Source organism: Pseudomonas sp. efr-133-TYG-103a (assembly GCF_030209235.1).
In the GTDB taxonomy this organism is placed as follows: Bacteria; Pseudomonadota; Gammaproteobacteria; order Pseudomonadales; family Pseudomonadaceae; genus Aquipseudomonas.
This window is the reverse complement of sequence record NZ_JARVSK010000004.1, coordinates 75,019-92,005: the sequence shown is the minus strand read 5'-3', so window position 1 is coordinate 92,005 and position 16,987 is coordinate 75,019. Positions and strand designations below refer to the sequence as shown.

Sequence of the window (16,987 nt, the reverse complement as noted above, 5' to 3'; positions counted from 1 at the left end):
TTTGCAGGCGAGCTTGTTCGCGAGTGTCGAGGCACCGACTGACACTTTGTGTCGGATATACCGGCGTTCTCGCGAGCAAGCCCGCTTCATACGGGAACGAGCTTCAAGGCACCAGAATGATCGAACCCGTCGTGCGACGTCCCGCCAGTTCGGTATGCGCTTGAGCCGCATCTTTCAGATCGAATCTACGGATGTCATCGACTTTGACCTTGCCGCTCGACACCATGCCGAACACCTCGTCGGCCATGGCCTGCAGGGTTTCCGGGCTGTTGGCGTAAGAGCCCAGCGTGGGACGCGTCACGTAGAGCGAGCCTTTCTGCGCCAGAATGCCCAGATTCACGCCAGACACGGCACCCGATGCGTTGCCGAAGCTGACCAGCAGGCCGCGCAGTTCCAGACAGTTCAGTGACGTTTCCCAGGTGTCTTTACCGACGCCGTCGTACACCACCGGCACTTTTTTGCCGTCGGTCAGTTCCAGTACGCGGCTGACGACATCTTCCTTGCTGTAGTCGATCACTTCCCATGCCCCAAGCGCCTTGGCGTGCGCGGCCTTTTCCGGCGAGCTGACCGTGCCGATCAGCTTGACGCCCGCAGCATTGGCCCATTGGCAGGCAATGGAGCCCACGCCACCGGCGGCGGCATGGAAAAGGATGGTTTCTTCAGGACGAATTTCGTAGGTCTGGCGAAACAGATATTGCACCGTGAGACCTTTGAGCATGACCGCCGCGCCCTGCTCGAAACTGATTTCGTCAGGCAGCAGCGCAAGGTTCGCCGCCGGTATCAGGTGAAGCTCCGCATAACTGCCCAGCGGCCCGGTGCCGTATACCACGCGGTCGCCGACCTTGACGTGGGTGACGTCGCTGCCGACAGCCTCGACCACGCCTGCACCCTCATTGCCCAGCGCTGAAGGAAAGGCTGGCGCCGGATACAAGCCGCTGCGGAAGTAGGTTTCGATGAAGTTAACGCCAATCGCTTTGTTGCGCACGAGCACTTCGTTGGGCCCCGGCGCGGCCGGTTCGAAATCGACGTACTCAAGAACTTCAGGGCCGCCGTAGCTGCGGAACTGGATACGCTTTGCCATTTGCTTTCTCCGTCATGGATCGAAACAAGAAAATGCGAAAGGGCTCTATCGGACTCCTTCGCTTGATGTTCGTCAACTGCGGCACCCGGCTAGCCAGTGATAGACTACGCGCCAATTTTCGCAGTCGCGTTTTGTTTAGCGGCCGCTCGTTGCAACCCAGCAACGAACGCGCCCGCTCAAAACCCCGTTTCACCTTCAAGGTACTGCCATGTCCTTTCGCACCGATGCTGTCAAAGCCTACCTGCTCAATCTGCAAGACCGGATCTGCGCCGCTCTGGAACAGGAAGACGGCAGCGGCCGTTTTGTGGAAGACGCCTGGGAGCGCCCTGCAGGTGGCGGTGGCCGCACGCGCGTGATCGAAAACGGCAACGTCATCGAGAAAGGCGGAGTCAACTTCTCCCATGTGTTCGGGGCTGGTCTGCCTCCCTCGGCCAGCGCGCACCGTCCCGAGCTTGCCGGACGTGGCTTCGAAGCCCTTGGCGTTTCACTGGTCATGCATCCGCACAACCCACATGTTCCGACCTCCCACGCCAACGTGCGTTTCTTTATCGCTGAAAAAGAGGGTGAAGAGCCGGTCTGGTGGTTCGGCGGTGGCTTCGACCTCACGCCCTACTACGGCGTCGAAGAAGACTGCGTGCATTGGCACCGGATCGCGGAGCAGGCGTGTGCGCCGTTCGGTGCCGACGTTTACCCGCGCTACAAAGCCTGGTGCGACCGTTATTTCCACATCAAGCATCGCAATGAGCCGCGCGGAATCGGCGGTCTGTTTTTCGACGATTTGAACGAGTGGGACTTCGACACCAGCTTTGCGTTTCTGCGGGCAATCGGCGATGCCTTCGTGGAGGCTTACCTGCCCATCGTGCAGCGCCGCAAAGGGACGCCTTACACGCCGCAGCAAAGGGAGTTTCAGGAATTCCGTCGTGGCCGGTACGTGGAATTCAATCTGGTCTACGACCGCGGCACGTTGTTCGGCCTACAGTCGGGCGGCCGCACCGAGTCGATCCTGATGTCGCTACCGCCTCACGTTCGTTGGGGCTACGACTGGAAAGCAGCGCCGAACAGCGAGGAAGCGCGCCTGACCGAGTACTTCCTGCAGGACCGCGACTGGCTGGGCCTGCTGCCGCCGTCGGCTTGAAACTCATCGCCCGGTTCGCGAGCTTGTTCGCGAGCAGGGCTGCACAGACCACCGATCTCTGGAGGCTGACTCCAGTTCTGGAATACGCATGGACCACTACGTCGTCTTCGGCAACCCGATTGCGCACAGCAAGTCGCCGCTGATTCATCGCCTGTTTGCCGAGCAGACCGGTCAGGCACTGGATTACCAGACAGCCCTGGCTCCGCTTGAGGGCTTCACCGAGTTCGCCAGACAGTTTTTCGCCACGGGCCGTGGCGCCAACGTCACCGTGCCGTTCAAGGAAGAAGCCTATCGCCTGGCGGACCAACTGACCGAGCGCGGCCGTCGCGCCGGTGCGGTAAATACCCTGGCAAGGCAGGCGGATGGCAGCTTGTTGGGTGATAACACCGACGGCGCAGGGCTTGTGCGTGACTTGAAGGTCAACCACGGCGTGACGCTCAAGGATAAGCGCGTGCTGCTGCTGGGGGCTGGTGGGGCTGTACGTGGGGCGCTGGAACCGCTGCTGGCCGAAGGGCCTTACGTGCTTGTCGTCGCGAATCGCACGGTGGAAAAAGCTGAGCAGCTGGCGCAGGAATTTGCCGAGCTCGGGCCGGTACTGCCTGCAGGTTACGACTGGCTTGAAGAGCCGGTGGACATCATCATCAACGCAACGTCCGCCAGTCTTTCAGGGGCGGTGCCACCGATCGCGCCGAGCCTGATTCAGCCAGGCCAAACCTTTTGCTACGACATGATGTACGCCAAGGAGCCGACCGCGTTCTGCCGCTGGGCGACCGAGCACGGCGCCGGACGAGCGGTAGATGGCTTGGGAATGCTGGTGGAACAGGCTGCCGAAGCGTTTTTCCTGTGGCGCGGCGTGCGCCCTGAATCGGCCCCGGTGCTGGCCGAGTTACGGCGCTTGATGGCCGAGGCCTGATCAGCATCGGGAATTCGTTCGCGATTGGTCGGCACATCCGCCAGGGATCGGTATTTGTGCCTTACCGATTCGCGATTGAATTCGCTCTCATGTATCGATCAGCAACCTTGAGATCGAATCGATCTCAAGGTCCGAAGAACGCTTAAAGCTTGGCCTTGACCGCTGCCAGTGCATCTTTGTCGTCGATGGTTTTAACGCCGCTCAACCACTTCTCAAGCACAGCCGGGTTTGCCTTGATCCAGGCTTTCACGGCTTCGGTATTGCTGATCTTGTTGTCCACCACGTTTTTCATGATGGTGTTTTCCATATCCTGCGTGAACGTCAGATTGGAGAACAGCTTGGCGACGTTCGGGCAGGCTTCGGCGTAGCCCTTGCGGGTCACGGTGAAGACGCTGCCGGTGTCACCGAAGTATTTCTCGCCGCCCTTGAGGTAGTGCATGCCCTTGATCTGGACGTTCATCGGATGCGGCGTCCAGCCCAGGAAAACCACGAACTCCTTCTTCTTCACGTTGCGCTGCACTTCGGCCAGCATCGCCTGCTCGCTGGATTCCACCAGCTTCCAGTCGCCCAGCTCGAACTCGTTCTTCTTGATGATTTCCTGAATCGATGCGTTGGCCGGAGCCCCCGAACCGATGCCGTAGATCTTCTTGTGGAACTTGTCGGCGAATTTGTTCAGGTCGGCAAAATCATGCACGCCGGCATCGTAGACATAGTCCGGCACGGCCAGCGTGAACTCAGTGCCTTCCAGGTTCTTGGCGTACTGGGTGACATCGCCCGTGGCGATGAACTTGTCGTAGAAACCCTGCTGCGCGGGCATCCAGTTGCCCAGGAACACGTCCATCTGCCCGTCTTTGAGACCACCATAGGCAATCGGTACTGCCAGCGTATCCACCTTGGTCTTGTAACCCATGCCATCGAGCAGGAAACCTGCCGTGGCATTGGTCGCGGCGATGTCGCTCCAACCCGGATCGGCCATCTTCACCGTGCTGCAACTTGCGTCAGCGGCGTATGCAACGACGCTGCTCAAGCTCATGACCCCAACCGCCAGCGTAGCGAACAACTTATTCATGGTGTGCCCCTTTTTGGTTTTCTAGGTGTTGGCAGGGTTCAAGGTTGTGGATAACGGGCCTTGCGCTCCAGATCGTCTAGATCGATATGGTTGCGCATGTATTGCTGACTGGCGTCTACCAGCGGCTGGTGATCCCAACTCTTCAGCTTGCCGAGGGCCAGCGATTGCGCGACGAAACGCCGGCGACGCTGGCTGGCGAGCACCTGATGGTGTATCGCCGGAATGTCCCACTTGGCCTTTGCTTCGGCCAGGAACGCGTTGAACAGGTCGCGATGAGCCTCTGAATGGCTCAGTTCTTCCTGTTCCTTCGGATCGTTGTACACGTCATACAGCAGACATGGGTCCTGTTCCGAATAAATGAATTTGTAAGCCCCGCGACGAATCATCATCAGCGGGCTATGAGTGCCTTCGGCCATGTACTCACCGAACACCTCGTCGTGGCCCTGCGCGCCCTGCAGATGCGGCAGCAGCGAGCGCCCGTCCAGCGGCAGACCGGCATCGAGTTCACCTTCGGCCAATGCAACGAACGTCGGCAACAGGTCAGCAGTGGACACGGCGGCTTTCACCCGCCCGGCCTTGAACTGACCCGGAGCGTACACCAGCAATGGTACGCGAGCCGACATCTCGAACCAGTGCATTTTGTACCAGAGACCGCGCTCCCCAAGCATATCGCCATGATCGCCCGAGAACACGATGATGGTGTCGTCGGCAAGGCCGGTGTCTTCGAGCGTCTTCAGCAGCTTGCCGATGTTGTCATCGATATAGCTGCACGCCCCGAAATAGGCACGGCGCGCATCGCGGATCTTGTTCTCCGGCAGCGGCTTGTCCCACAGGTCATAGACCTTGAGCAGGCGCTGGGAGTGCGGGTCTTGATCTGCCTGCGCGGGCGCCGCCGATGGCAGCGGGATGTCGTCGTCGCTGTACAGATTCCAGTATTCCTTGGGAATCGTGTAAGGGTCGTGCGGGTGGGTCATCGACACGGTCAGGCAGAACGGCTGGTCGCCGTCTTCGCGCACGTGGTCGAACAGGTATTGCTGGGCCTTGAACACCACTTCTTCATCGAAATCCAGCTGATTGGTGCGCACGCACGGGCCAGCCTGCAGCACCGATGACATGTTGTGATACCAGCTTGGACGTACGTCCGGCTCATCCCAGTTCACCGCCCAACCATAGTCGGCCGGGTAGATATCGCTGGTCAGGCGCTCTTCATAACCGTGCAGCTGATCGGGACCGCAGAAATGCATCTTGCCCGACAGTGCCGTGCGGTAGCCCATGCGGCGCAGATAGTGCGCGTAAGTCGGGATGTCGCCAGGAAATTCGGCGGCGTTGTCGTAAGCGCCTATCTTGCTCGGAAGCTGTCCGCTGACGAGGGTAAAGCGCGAAGGTGCGCACAACGGGCTGTTGCAATAAGCGGCGTCAAACACCACGCCGTCAGCGGCGAGGCGACTCAGATTCGGCATCTTGATTGGAGATGAGGCGTAAATCGGCAACATCGGCGCGGCCATTTGATCGGCCATGATGAAAAGAATGTTCTTGCGCTTCATGTCTTCGCGGCATTCCATAGTGAATATTTATGCGAAATTGCTGTTCCAGAGAATGGGACCCATGGGATCAGCGGTAAAGCCCATGAAACATAATGCCTAGGATAAGCCACCCTTATGTTTGAAGCGTTTGGTGATATGTCCCTCGATCTGCTTCGCGGCTTCGAAGCTGCCGCGCGATTGCGCAGCTTCACAGCCGCAGCCATCGAGCTTGGGACCACCCAGCCGGCGATCAGCCAGCAAATCAAAAGGTTAGAAGAGCAACTCGCCACGCGCCTGTTTGACCGGATCTATCGTGGAATCGAGCTCACGGACGCCGGGCAGATTCTCTTCAACCACGTGCAGGCCGGGCTGCAATCGATGGACGCGGGTCTGAACGCAATCACCGAGCAGCATCAGCATGAGGTTCTGCAAGTGGCGACGGATTTCGCCTTCGCCGCCTATTGGCTGATGCCTAGATTGCACCGTTTCCACAAGGAAAACCCCGACGTCGACGTCAGCCTTGTGACCAGCGAACGCAGCCACAGCATGCTGCGTGCTGACATCGACGTGGCGGTGCTGTTTGGCGACGGGCGCTTTAAACAGGGAGAAAGTCATTGGCTATTCAGCGAGGAGGTCTTTCCGGTCTGCAGCCCGAAACTGCTGACGGACCGCACCCTCCCCTTGCCTGTCGAGGCGCTGAAGGAGTTTGCGCTCCTGCACCTGCGTGGCGAAGGTGGCAACCACTGGTTTGATTGGGGAGGCGTGTTCCGCGCGCTGAACATCGCGCAGATGCCCGCGCCGGGGCAACTGCGTTTCGACAATTACACGCTGCTGATCCAGGCGGCGATTGGTGGCCAGGGCGTGGCGATCGGCTGGCGGCATCTGGTGGATGATCTGCTCGAACAAGGCTTGCTGTGCCGCCCTATCGACGCCACGGCCATTTCTGCCTACGGCTATTACATCGTCCTCCCGCAACGCAAACGTCGGGTACAGATCGTTCAGCGGTTCGTCGACTGGTTAAAAAGCGAACAGGCGTTGAGCGGAGATTTACTGGTGGGCAAGCCGTTGCCATCGATAGCTGTTTGATCTGCGTCAGGAATCTCAGAGGCGCCTGGCTGTTTCACCAAGCGGTCAAACCACAAAATTCACATACTGACGAACATGTAGATTGAGCTGCAGCTCATCTGCAATGCCGGCTGCCACTCGCGACAACACTTCCAGCGGGATGGCCAGACCCGGTTCGACCGTGCCTCCGGTCTGGCTGAAATGTTCGATGCTCAGGCCCGCGACGCCTTGGGGTGCGCTGACCAGCGTCCATTGCGCCCCGCTTTTTTGCAGCGAGTCGACGATCAGGGCTGAGGCCTGGGACTGGTCAAGGTTCGGGTTCTGATGATCCGGCAGCGTCTGGTCGAGCATCAGTTGGATATCGGCTAACAGAATCAGGCGCTGGATTTGCACACGCTGCAGGCAGGCCAGGACCGTCTGCGTGGCGATGAGTTGTTCGACAGGGCTCAGGTCTTTTTGGGCGTGGTCATGTTCGGGGCCGACGGGAAGCACCTTGGCGTCGAGCAGGACGATGACTGCGGAGCACCCGGCGATGCTTTCACACACTCGATCGGCGCTGAACAGGTTACCCACCTTGGTGCGCAGCCCGGGTCGTGGTGCCAGAGAGTTGAGATCGTCGACGACGGCGATGACCTCATGCTGACGCCTCAGCAGTTCGGCCATCAACGCACTGCCAAAGCTGCTCATGGCGCCAAACAGCGCGACTTTCATCACCGGCGTTTCTGCATTCTTCATGGCAATTGATCCGGGTCTGTGGATAACTCTAGTCTTTCATTGAGACTAGCAGCCTCAGGGCTGTTCCATGCCAGGGGAGGACCGGCCATGTCACCTGTCGAGGGCTATCACGCCCACGTTTATTTTGATGCCCAGACCCTCGAGCGAGCGCGGGCGTTGTGCGAAAGCGTCGCTGCCAGATTCGGGATTCGCATGGGACGGGTTCACGAGCGGCCGGTCGGGCCACACCCCGACTGGAGCTGCCAGCTGGCGTTCGATCATGCGCAGTTTGCCGATGTGATGCTGTATCTGGCGCTGAACCGTCAAGGCTTGGTGATCTTCACCCATCCGGTGACCGGCGATGACCTGGCCGATCATACCGAGCATGCGATCTGGATGGGCGGGGTGCGGGAGTTGAATGTCGGGATGTTCAAGAAGTAGCGGCAATGGCGCTATCTTTGCGGGGCTAAGCTCACGCATAGTCGAGTACCCCGCCAAAGTTGCATCGACTGGAACTCAGTCTTCGCGAGCGAGCTCACTCCTACAGAGTTGTGCGGCGCCAACAGATGAATCGACGCCACATATCCTGTGGGTGTGTTGCGTCGGGATCAGTTCAAGACACCTTCCAGAATCTCGTACACAATGCCGCTGCCAATGGCGACCAGCACGATATCGGGGCCCAGGCGGCGCCATTCGTAGCCGTCGTATCGCGGCAGGTATTGCAGCGAGCGCTGATCCAGACGACGGCCGTAGCCGCGTGGCAGCGGATGGCCTTTCACGATATGGACGTTCGGCGGCAGCGGCTGGCCGCGACCGATCACCTCACGATGCTCCTGAATGGTACGGCGCACTTCGCCGAAATCTTCCGGTGGGCGCCCGCCGCCGTGGTTCTCCACATGCTGGTCGTTGCGGTGATCATTGCCGTGCCCGTTACCGCGATTGTCTTGTGGACCACCTTGCGGACCGCGGTCCTGATGCTGGCCCGGGCCATTGTCTTCATGGCCGCCACGTTGATCCGGTGGCGCCGCCTGCACCAGCGCGCTGGCGCCGAGCATCAGTACGCCCAATCCGGCGATCAAACGATTCGAGACTTTCATGTACCGCGCTCCTGAACGATGTCGAGTCAGCAAAAAGGGGTTCAGAACCCGGTTCTGAACCCCTTTGCTGTACGGCTTAGTCCGCTGATGAAGGTCGAGATTCCTCTGTATCAGGAACTTTACCTTCAGGATACGCGGGCTTGACGTACGCCCTGCGACAATTGCGAGCAGAGCTCGAGCACGCCGCCGACTGCCTGATCTGGCGACTCGGCTTTGGCGATCTGATCGATCAATGCCGAGCCCACCACCACGCCGTCGGCAATGCGCGCGATGGCCGCAGCCTGTTCGGGCGTGCGGATACCGAAACCGACACTGATCGGCAGGTCGGAATGACGACGCAGACGTGCGACGGCTTCTTTGACGTGATCGACCGTGGCTGAGCCAGCGCCGGTGACACCGGCGACCGATACGTAGTAAACGAAGCCGGAACTGCCGTTCAGAACCGTCGGCAATCGAACATCATCGGTGGTCGGCGTGGTCAGGCGGATGAAGTCAAGGCCTGCATCCTGCGCAGGGTCGCACAGCTCGTTGTTGTGCTCGGGCGGCAGGTCCACGACGATCAGGCCGTCGACGCCGGATTCACGCGCCTCGGCAATGAAACGCTCGACGCCATAGTTGTGAATCGGGTTGTAGTAACCCATCAGCACCAATGGCGTGCTGCTGTCTTCTGCGCGGAACTCACGGACCATTTGCAGGGTTTTCGCCAGGTTCTGCCGGGCGTCCAGCGCGCGGATGTTGGCAAGCTGAATCGCCGGGCCGTCGGCCATCGGATCGGTGAACGGCATGCCCAGCTCGATGACGTCCGCACCGGCTTTGGGCAAACCCTTGAGGATTGCCAGCGATGTGTCATACGCCGGGTCGCCTGCGGTGATGAATGTCACCAGGGCGGCACGGTCTTGTTCTTTCAGCTCGGCAAAACGGGTTTGCAGGCGGCTCATCAGTGTTTCTCCTGCTGGGACAGATCCAGATGGTGCATGACGGTTTGCATGTCCTTGTCGCCTCGACCCGAGAGGTTGACCACCATCAGGTGATCCTTGGGCAGCGATGGCGCGCGCTTGAAGACTTCGGCCAGAGCATGGGCACTCTCGAGCGCCGGGATGATGCCTTCCAGACGGCAGCATTGATGGAATGCGGCCAACGCTTCATCGTCGGTGACGGAGGTGTATTCAACGCGGCCGATATCGTGCAACCAGGCGTGTTCCGGCCCGATGCCCGGGTAATCCAGACCGGCTGAGATGGAGTGGGCGTCGATGATCTGGCCATCGTCGTCCTGCAGCAGGAACGTGCGGTTGCCGTGCAGAACGCCTGGCACACCGCCGTTGAGACTGGCAGCGTGCTTGCCGGTCTCGATGCCGTGACCCGCCGCTTCGACACCGATGATGCGAACCGTGGTGTCATCCAGAAACGGGTGGAACAGGCCCATCGCGTTGGAACCGCCGCCGATGCAGGCGACCAGGCTGTCTGGCAGACGGCCTTCCTGTTCCTGCAGTTGCACGCGGGTTTCCTTGCCGATCACAGCCTGGAAGTCGCGAACCATTGCCGGGTAGGGGTGCGGGCCGGCAACGGTACCGATCAGATAGAACGTGCTGTCGACGTTCGTCACCCAGTCACGCAGCGCTTCGTTCATTGCGTCTTTCAGCGTGCCGGTGCCTGCAACGACAGGGATCACAGTTGCGCCGAGCAGTTTCATGCGGAACACGTTCGCCTGCTGACGCTCGATGTCAGTGGTGCCCATGTAGATCACGCATTCCAGGCCGAAACGTGCTGCAACTGTGGCCGTTGCCACGCCATGCATGCCTGCGCCGGTCTCGGCGATGATGCGTTTTTTGCCCATGCGTCGCGCCAGCAGGATCTGGCCGATGCAGTTGTTGATCTTGTGCGCGCCGGTGTGGTTCAGCTCTTCGCGCTTGAGGTAAATCTTGGCGCCGCCGCAGTGTTCGGTCAGGCGCTCGGCGAAGTAAAGCGGGCTCGGACGGCCCACATAATCACGCTGGAAATAGGCCAGCTCCTTCAGAAACGCCGGGTCTTCTTTCGCGGCCTCGTACTCGCGGTTCAGATCGAGGATCAAGGGCATCAGGGTTTCGGCAACGTAGCGCCCGCCGAACGCGCCAAACATGCCGCGAGCGTCGGGGCCGTTGCGATATTGAGTATTGCCGTCGTGAGTCTGGGTCATGGTGGACCTCCGGAGGACAAATAGGGTGAGCCGTTGAGGCAGTGATCACACTTTAACCAGCGCCAAGACTGATGAAAACCGATAAGATCGGCACGTCCTGTCAGGAAAACTCACAGATATCATGAGCCGCGACCTGCCTCCTCTCAATGCCTTGCGGGCTTTTGAAGCCACTGCGCGTTTGAATAGCGTCAGTCAGGCTGCCGAGCAGCTTCACGTCACCCATGGGGCCGTGAGCCGGCAGTTGAAAGTGCTGGAAGAACACCTTGGCGTGGCGCTGTTCACTAAAGACGGTCGTGGCTTGAAACTCACAGATGCCGGCACTCGATTGCGCGACGCCAGTAGCGAGGCTTTCGACCGGCTGCGCAGCGTCTGCGTTGAAATAAGCCGCGGCAACGCGGACGCCCCGTTTGTGCTCGGCTGCTCCGGCAGTCTCCTGGCGCGGTGGTTTATCCCGCGACTGGGCCGGTTGAACGCTGATTTGCCCGATCTGCGACTGCACTTGTCTGCTGGAGAAGGCGACCTGGATCCTCGGCGACCGGGCCTGGACGCATTGCTGATATTCGCCGAGCCGCCATGGCCTGCGGACATGCAGGTCTACGAATTGGCGAGCGAGCGTATCGGTCCGGTATTGAGCCCCAGGTTCTCCCGCTTCGACGCGTTGCAGGCATCTCCCGCCCGCGCGCTGCTCGACGAGCCGCTGTTGCAGACGACTTCGCGACTGCAGGCCTGGCCCAGCTGGGCGTTGAGCAACGGTATCGATCCCGACGCCCTGCATTTCGGTCAAGGTTTCGAGCATCTGTATTACTTGCTGGAAGCGGCCGTGGCTGGCCTGGGAATAGCAATCGCGCCGGAACCGCTGGTGGCTGACGATCTGAAGGCAGGACGCCTCGCTGCGCCATGGGGTTTCAGCGAAACCCCGGCGCAACTGGCGCTATGGGTGCCCAAGCGCGCTGTGGACGGACGCGCGCAGCAGCTTGCTCAGTGGCTCAAACAGGAGCTTGAACAATCGGGACGGGTGTAATCAGTTGCCGCGTTTGCACAACAGATAAGCGGCCAGCAGACCGACCGCGCCAACGGCAACGCCAGCGGTAGTCCAAGGGTGTTCCTGAGCGTAGTCACGGGTGGCAACGCTGGCTTCGCGGGTTTTCACCTTGGCGTCTTCGTAGACGTCGCTCAGCAGGCTGCGCGAATGGCTCAGCGCGCTTTCAGCATTGGCTTTCAGCGTTTTCAGGGTTTTGCGCGACTCGTCCGAAGCATCCGATTTCAGGCTCTCCAGCGACTTGAGCAGACTTTCGATCTCGGCTTCCATGCTTTGCAAAGACGCTTTACGGGATGACGTGAATGCCATGATTTGACTCTCCTGCAGTGATGAGTGGCGTGTGTTGTTTCCGACTACAGGGTTTTCAGAAAGTGCACTCCGGGTTTGCAAGTGCCGTTTTTTCTGAACTTTTCAGCCGGTTTTCATACCAGACGTAGGGAGCAAATTCGCTGCTACGCTCCCATTGAAGACCACTTGAGGAGAACTGCCATGACTGATCACCACACTTACAAAATTCTCGAACTGGTGGGGTCATCGACCACCAGCACCGACGATGCGATTCAAAATGCAATTGCCCAGGCGGCCAAAACCGTCAAGTTCATGGAATGGTTTGAGGTGCTCGAAACCCGAGGGCACATTCAGGACGGCAAAGTGGCGCACTTCCAGGTGACCGTCAAAGTTGGCTTCCGCATCGACAACAGCTGAAAACGCTGAACTTTTCGACTGGCCGAGTGCCACAACCTTCGCTATACATACCGCGCAATCGAGCGTTCATCGAAACGTTCGCGGTGCGAGGTAGGTAGCCAGGCCGCTTGATGACAGCGGCCCTTTTCGCTTGAAAGCGCCTGACGAGGGAGTGTGACCCATGAAGAAGTTTCTTTTGGCGGTAGGGTTGTTGAGTATTGCGGGCACTGCCATGGCGGCCGGGAAGTCGTGCGATGACGTGAAGGCGGACATCGACGCGAAGATCAAAGCCAAAGGCGTCGCGTCTTACACCCTTGAAGCCGTTGACAAAGGCAGCTCGGCAGATGGAAAAGTCGTCGGCACCTGCGAAGGCGGCACCAAGGAAATCGTCTACAAACGCGGCTGATAAAGCCCGTTACGCAAAATGAAAACCGACGCACGTGGCGTCGGTTTTTTTATGCCCGGACGATGAACCTGGCAGCTCGCGTGCTCCGGTCATCGTAGGCGCGAGCAAGCTCGAGCCTGCCAAACGGCAGGACCATGAAATTCAGCCCCGAGCGACCTGCGCCAGGATCTCGTACGAACGCAGCCGATCGGCATGCTCGTACATGTCGCAGGTAAAAATCAGTTCGTCGGCGTCAGTCTGTTCCAGCAGCACGTCGAGCTTGGCGCGGATCTTTTCCGGGCCGCCCACCATCGCCAGTCCCAGGAAATCCATCACCGCCTCGCGCTCGTGAGGCAACCACAGACCGTTCATGCTCTGCACCGGCGGCTTCTGCATCAGGCTCTGTCCGCGCATCAGGTTGAGAATGCGCTGATAGACCGAGGTCACCAGATATTCAGCCTGTTCGTCGGTGTCAGCGGCGGCGAGCGGAACGCCCAGCATCACATAAGGCTTATCGAGCACGGCGGATGGCTGGAAGTGGTTGCGGTACACGCGGATAGCCTCGTGCATGTAACGCGGTGCAAAGTGCGAGGCGAAGGCGTAGGGCAATCCGCGCTGGCCAGCCAGTTGAGCGCTGAACAGACTCGAACCCAGCAGCCAGACCGGCACATTGGTGTTGGTGCCCGGCACGGCAATGACCCGCTGATGAGGCTGGCGCGGACCGAGGTAGTTCATCAGCTCGGTGACATCGTCCGGAAAGTCGTCGGCACTGCCAGAACGCTCGCGGCGCAGGGCACGAGCGGTCATCTGATCGGAACCGGGCGCCCGGCCCAGACCCAGATCGATGCGGCCGGGATAGAGACTGGCGAGCGTACCGAACTGCTCGGCAATCACCAGTGGCGCGTGGTTGGGCAGCATCACGCCGCCGGAGCCGACACGAATGGTCGAGGTGCCGCCTGCCAGATAAGCCAGCAGCACCGACGTTGCGGAGCTGGCGATGCCGTCCATGTTGTGGTGCTCAGCCACCCAGAATCGGTTGTAACCCCATTTCTCCACGTGTTGCGCGAGATCCAGCGAGTTGCGCAGAGAGACTGCCGGGCCTGTGTCTTCGCGAACGGGCACCAGATCCAGGGTGGAAATCTTCACATCAGCTAGTCGTTTCATAGGCCGCTGTCGATCCTCTTGGGGCTTGGTCAGGCAGCCTGGATCAGCATGACGCCAGAACAGTGCCTTCGTTAAGCCTAAATATTTGCGTTAAGGTCCTAGGATAAGGCCGTAATTTGAGGTTGCAATGGGTAAAAGGAAATTTCCTACTAATTTGGTCGGAAATAGCGGCCACCACGGGAGTAAAAAAGCACACAAGTCATAACCGTTGAACTAACTCGCGCCTACACTCCTCAGACCTTTGGTCCGCGTGCGAGCGAAATCGCACTTTTTCATGAGGAGACACCATGAGCATCGTCAAGAAAGCATCCGCACACTGGGAAGGTGATCTGAAGTCTGGCATCGGCAGCATCTCCACTGAAACCGGCGTTCTGCGCGAAGCGCCTTATGGCTTCAAGGCCCGCTTCGAAGGCGGTAAAGGCACGAACCCGGAAGAACTGATCGGCGCAGCGCACGCTGGCTGCTTCTCGATGGCCCTGTCGATGATCCTGGGCGGCGCTAATCTGAAAGCTGACAGCATCGACACCCAGGCTGAGGTCACTCTCGCTCAGGAAGGCGAAGGCTTCTCGATCACCGCCGTACATTTGATCCTCAAGGCCAAGGTGCCTGGCGCTACTCAGGCGCAATTCGATGAATTGACCGCTAAAGCCAAAGAAGGCTGCCCGGTTTCGAAAGTGCTCAATGCCAAGATCACGCTGGACGCCACCCTAGTGAGCTGATCCGAGCAATGATTGTCCCGATGGCCCGCAAATGCGGGCCATCTTCGTTTATGGCCTTGAGAACCCGCTCAGGCCTGGACGGTCACATGAAGGGCCGATGCGTATTGCTCGGCGTCGGAGGACACGAACATGAAACGTATCGCCCTAACCCTGATTCTGGGTGCATTGAGCAGCAGCCTGTGGGCCGCCCCCAAACCTTGTGAAGAGCTCAAAGCCGAAATCGAGGCCAAGATCCAGGCGCAGAATGTCAGCTCCTACACACTGGAAATCGTCAGCAACGAAGAAGTGCAGGACCAGAACATGGTCGTGGGCACCTGCGAAAACGGCACCAGGAAGATCATCTATCAGAAGAATGATCGGTGAGTGTGTACCGGACGCGTTCCCCATGCGCATGAGCCAACTGTCTAAAACGCCGCGTTGATCAACGCGTCACACCCGACGCCTTCCCGGCTGAAGCCAGTCCTACGAAAAGCTCACAGCGTCTGTAGGAGCGGCTTCCGCCGGGAACAGGCCGGTGCATGCTGTGGAGATGCAATGGTTGGAAATGAGGCTTCGCGAGCACGCTAGCTGCCTCAGATCATCGCACCGCAGATTGCGGTGGCGTGTCGACAAGCCTCAGGGAATACAAAAAATCTCACCCTCTTCCGCCAGCACCTTGCGCTGTTCGTCACGCAATTGGGCGTCGATGCTATTGGCGATGTGTCGAACATCCAGACGGTATCGGTGGCCGGCTTCGAAGTGGTCGTAATTGATCGTGACGTAGCAGGTCAGCTCGTTGTAAATGTCCATCGACAGCCCCATTCCGCCGGGCGCGTATTCATAGTCGTAGCGCACTTCCAGCTTGTGCTTGCCTGGCGTGACCTGAAAATAACGCCCGTCTTCGGTGCGCTTGCCGTCCAGTTTGTCGGCCATCAGCGTCTTGCCGGTGAACGTGTGCAGATCGACCCACGCCTGCTGTGGATCAACTGCAGGCAAGGGGCCTGCGCAACCGGCCAGCAGACTCAGGGCGATGAACGACAAGGGCAAGCGCATGACAGACTCCGCAGTGGGCAGATGATAATGGTGGTTGCGTCAAAGGCCGGCTGTCCGGCATAACGCTGTTTTCTTCGATCTTCGACCTGGACGCCAAGGGCGCTGCATGAATCGATCTGAAACCCCGAAGCTCCAGCGTGCCCTGCCGATGCTGGCGATTTTACTCCTCAGCGGCTGCTCCAGTCTTTCCTATTACTCGCAATTGGCCAGCGGCCAGATGGCCTTGCTCAGAGCACGTCAGCCGGTGACGCAGGTCATCGCTGATCCTGACAGCGACCCGACGCTGCGCGACCATTTGCTCAAGTCGCAACAGGCGCGGGCATTTGCCAGCGAGCATCTGCATTTGCCCGACAACAAAAGCTATCGCCTGTACGCGGACATCCATCGCCCATATGTGGTGTGGAATGTCTTCGCCACGGGCGAGTTTTCACTGGACCCGGTCACACATTGCTTCCCGATTGCCGGGTGCGTCGCCTATCGCGGCTACTACACCCAAGGCGCGGCGCGCGGCGAGGCGGCGCTGCAAAAAGTCGACGGCAAAGATGTCTACGTCAGCGGCGTCGAGGCGTACTCCACCCTCGGCTGGTTCGACGACCCGATCATCAGTTCAATGATGAACTGGGGCGACGAGCGCCTGGCCACGCTGATATTCCATGAACTGGCGCATCAACGTTTTTACGTGAAGAACGACAGTGAATTCAATGAGTCCTACGCCACCTTCGTGGAACAGGAGGGAACCCGGCAATGGCGGGCGGCGCGCGGATTGCCCGCCGAGGGCGTCACGTCAGAGACCCGGCGACGCGATCAGCTGACCGCGCTCGTTCTGGCGACCCGAGATCGTCTGAAAGCCCTGTACGCCGAGCCTTTGAGTGCAGAGGTCATGCGCCAGCGCAAGGCGGCGGAGTTCGAGCAGCTGCGCAAGGATTATCGACAAATGCGTGACAGCCAGTGGCGTGGCGACAAGCGCTTTGACAGTTGGGTCTACGCACCGATGAACAACGCACGTTTGCTGCCCATCGGTCTGTACGACCAGTGGGTTCCGTCGTTTGAAGCGTTGTTCAGGCAGGTGAATGGAGACTGGACGATGTTTTACGCAGCCGTCGAAAAGCTGGGTGCGTTGCCCAAGGAAGCGCGCAAGGCGGCGTTGCTGCGATTGGCGAAGCCAGCAGGCTGACGTGATCAACGGTAGGCGCG

20 protein-coding genes are annotated in these 16,987 nt (G+C 59.5%); 10 read left to right on the top strand and 10 right to left on the bottom strand.

From position 1 onward, the window contains the following. Positions 1-103 precede the first annotated feature (103 nt). Positions 104-1,081: an NADPH:quinone reductase gene (locus QRN36_RS03145; RefSeq protein ID WP_285422778.1), complete on the bottom strand. Its 978-nt coding sequence runs from the start codon at positions 1,079-1,081 to the stop codon at positions 104-106. A gap of 208 nt (positions 1,082-1,289) precedes the next feature. On the opposite strand from QRN36_RS03145, the gene hemF reads away from it, so the two are divergent. Both hemF and aroE read left to right on the top strand, forming a co-directional pair. Further along, positions 1,290-2,216: an oxygen-dependent coproporphyrinogen oxidase gene (hemF, locus tag QRN36_RS03140; RefSeq protein WP_285422777.1), complete on the top strand. Its 927-nt coding sequence runs from the start codon at positions 1,290-1,292 to the stop codon at positions 2,214-2,216. A gap of 88 nt (positions 2,217-2,304) precedes the next feature. After that, on the top strand, positions 2,305-3,129 hold the full coding sequence (gene aroE, locus QRN36_RS03135; RefSeq protein ID WP_285422776.1) for a shikimate dehydrogenase: 825 nt from the start codon (positions 2,305-2,307) through the stop codon (positions 3,127-3,129). Between the two features lie 142 nt (positions 3,130-3,271). Here the strand turns inward: aroE and choX are convergent, their stop codons facing one another. Then, positions 3,272-4,198 carry a choline ABC transporter substrate-binding protein gene (gene choX, locus QRN36_RS03130; protein ID WP_285422775.1) on the bottom strand — a complete coding sequence of 309 codons (927 nt, stop codon included), beginning with the start codon at positions 4,196-4,198 and terminating at the stop codon, positions 3,272-3,274. 38 nt (positions 4,199-4,236) lie between these two features. Continuing rightward, on the bottom strand, positions 4,237-5,742 hold the full coding sequence (betC, locus tag QRN36_RS03125; RefSeq protein WP_285422774.1) for a choline-sulfatase: 1,506 nt from the start codon (positions 5,740-5,742) through the stop codon (positions 4,237-4,239). A 114-nt stretch (positions 5,743-5,856) separates the two neighbouring features. Here betC and QRN36_RS03120 point away from each other — a divergent pair, with 114 nt between their 5' ends. Next, positions 5,857-6,807, top strand: a complete 951-nt coding sequence (locus QRN36_RS03120) for a LysR family transcriptional regulator (protein ID WP_285422773.1) — start codon at positions 5,857-5,859, stop codon at positions 6,805-6,807. A gap of 45 nt (positions 6,808-6,852) precedes the next feature. Here the strand turns inward: QRN36_RS03120 and QRN36_RS03115 are convergent, their stop codons facing one another. After that, complete coding sequence (locus tag QRN36_RS03115) at positions 6,853-7,521, bottom strand: NAD(P)-dependent oxidoreductase (RefSeq protein ID WP_285422772.1); 669 nt, start codon at positions 7,519-7,521, stop codon at positions 6,853-6,855. An 87-nt stretch (positions 7,522-7,608) separates the two neighbouring features. Here QRN36_RS03115 and QRN36_RS03110 point away from each other — a divergent pair, with 87 nt between their 5' ends. Beyond that, a complete protein-coding gene (locus QRN36_RS03110) occupies positions 7,609-7,941 on the top strand; it encodes a DOPA 4,5-dioxygenase family protein (protein WP_285422771.1) in 333 nt (110 codons plus the stop codon). Positions 7,942-8,108: 167 nt separating this feature from the next. On the opposite strand, the gene QRN36_RS03105 is transcribed toward QRN36_RS03110, so the two are convergent. From QRN36_RS03105 to trpB, 3 genes are all read right to left on the bottom strand, one after another. Then, positions 8,109-8,597 carry an anti-virulence regulator CigR family protein gene (locus QRN36_RS03105; protein ID WP_285422770.1) on the bottom strand — a complete coding sequence of 163 codons (489 nt, stop codon included), beginning with the start codon at positions 8,595-8,597 and terminating at the stop codon, positions 8,109-8,111. 125 nt (positions 8,598-8,722) lie between these two features. Continuing rightward, entirely contained in the window at positions 8,723-9,535 is an 813-nt protein-coding gene (gene trpA, locus QRN36_RS03100; RefSeq protein ID WP_093466589.1) for a tryptophan synthase subunit alpha, read from the bottom strand. Beyond that, positions 9,535-10,770: a tryptophan synthase subunit beta gene (gene trpB / locus QRN36_RS03095; RefSeq protein ID WP_285422769.1), complete on the bottom strand. Its 1,236-nt coding sequence runs from the start codon at positions 10,768-10,770 to the stop codon at positions 9,535-9,537. The genes trpA and trpB overlap by 1 nt, the downstream gene beginning before the upstream one ends. A 121-nt stretch (positions 10,771-10,891) precedes the next feature. Here trpB and QRN36_RS03090 point away from each other — a divergent pair, with 121 nt between their 5' ends. Beyond that, positions 10,892-11,791 (top strand): LysR family transcriptional regulator, encoded by a 900-nt coding sequence (locus QRN36_RS03090; RefSeq protein WP_285422768.1) that lies wholly within the window; start codon positions 10,892-10,894, stop codon positions 11,789-11,791. Here the strand turns inward: QRN36_RS03090 and QRN36_RS03085 are convergent, their stop codons facing one another. Next, positions 11,792-12,118 carry a YqjD family protein gene (locus QRN36_RS03085; protein WP_166593894.1) on the bottom strand — a complete coding sequence of 109 codons (327 nt, stop codon included), beginning with the start codon at positions 12,116-12,118 and terminating at the stop codon, positions 11,792-11,794. Between the two features lie 180 nt (positions 12,119-12,298). On the opposite strand from QRN36_RS03085, the gene QRN36_RS03080 reads away from it, so the two are divergent. Together QRN36_RS03080 and QRN36_RS03075 are read left to right on the top strand one after the other, a co-directional pair. Next, entirely contained in the window at positions 12,299-12,514 is a 216-nt protein-coding gene (locus QRN36_RS03080) for a dodecin (protein ID WP_093466597.1), read from the top strand. Between the two features lie 160 nt (positions 12,515-12,674). Next, positions 12,675-12,899 carry a DUF1161 domain-containing protein gene (locus tag QRN36_RS03075; RefSeq protein ID WP_285422767.1) on the top strand — a complete coding sequence of 75 codons (225 nt, stop codon included), beginning with the start codon at positions 12,675-12,677 and terminating at the stop codon, positions 12,897-12,899. A 141-nt stretch (positions 12,900-13,040) separates the two neighbouring features. Here the strand turns inward: QRN36_RS03075 and QRN36_RS03070 are convergent, their stop codons facing one another. Beyond that, positions 13,041-14,042 (bottom strand): LLM class flavin-dependent oxidoreductase, encoded by a 1,002-nt coding sequence (locus tag QRN36_RS03070; protein WP_285422766.1) that lies wholly within the window; start codon positions 14,040-14,042, stop codon positions 13,041-13,043. 287 nt (positions 14,043-14,329) lie between these two features. Here QRN36_RS03070 and QRN36_RS03065 point away from each other — a divergent pair, with 287 nt between their 5' ends. After that, positions 14,330-14,761, top strand: coding sequence for an OsmC family protein (locus QRN36_RS03065; RefSeq protein ID WP_285422765.1), 432 nt, complete (start codon positions 14,330-14,332; stop codon positions 14,759-14,761). A 129-nt stretch (positions 14,762-14,890) separates the two neighbouring features. Beyond that, positions 14,891-15,124, top strand: a complete 234-nt coding sequence (locus tag QRN36_RS03060; protein ID WP_285422764.1) for a DUF1161 domain-containing protein — start codon at positions 14,891-14,893, stop codon at positions 15,122-15,124. 252 nt (positions 15,125-15,376) lie between these two features. Here the strand turns inward: QRN36_RS03060 and QRN36_RS03055 are convergent, their stop codons facing one another. Further along, entirely contained in the window at positions 15,377-15,793 is a 417-nt protein-coding gene (locus tag QRN36_RS03055; protein WP_285422763.1) for a hypothetical protein, read from the bottom strand. Positions 15,794-15,899: 106 nt separating this feature from the next. Here QRN36_RS03055 and QRN36_RS03050 point away from each other — a divergent pair, with 106 nt between their 5' ends. Next, positions 15,900-16,967, top strand: coding sequence for an aminopeptidase (locus QRN36_RS03050; protein ID WP_285422762.1), 1,068 nt, complete (start codon positions 15,900-15,902; stop codon positions 16,965-16,967). The last annotated feature ends 20 nt before the right edge of the window (positions 16,968-16,987 follow it).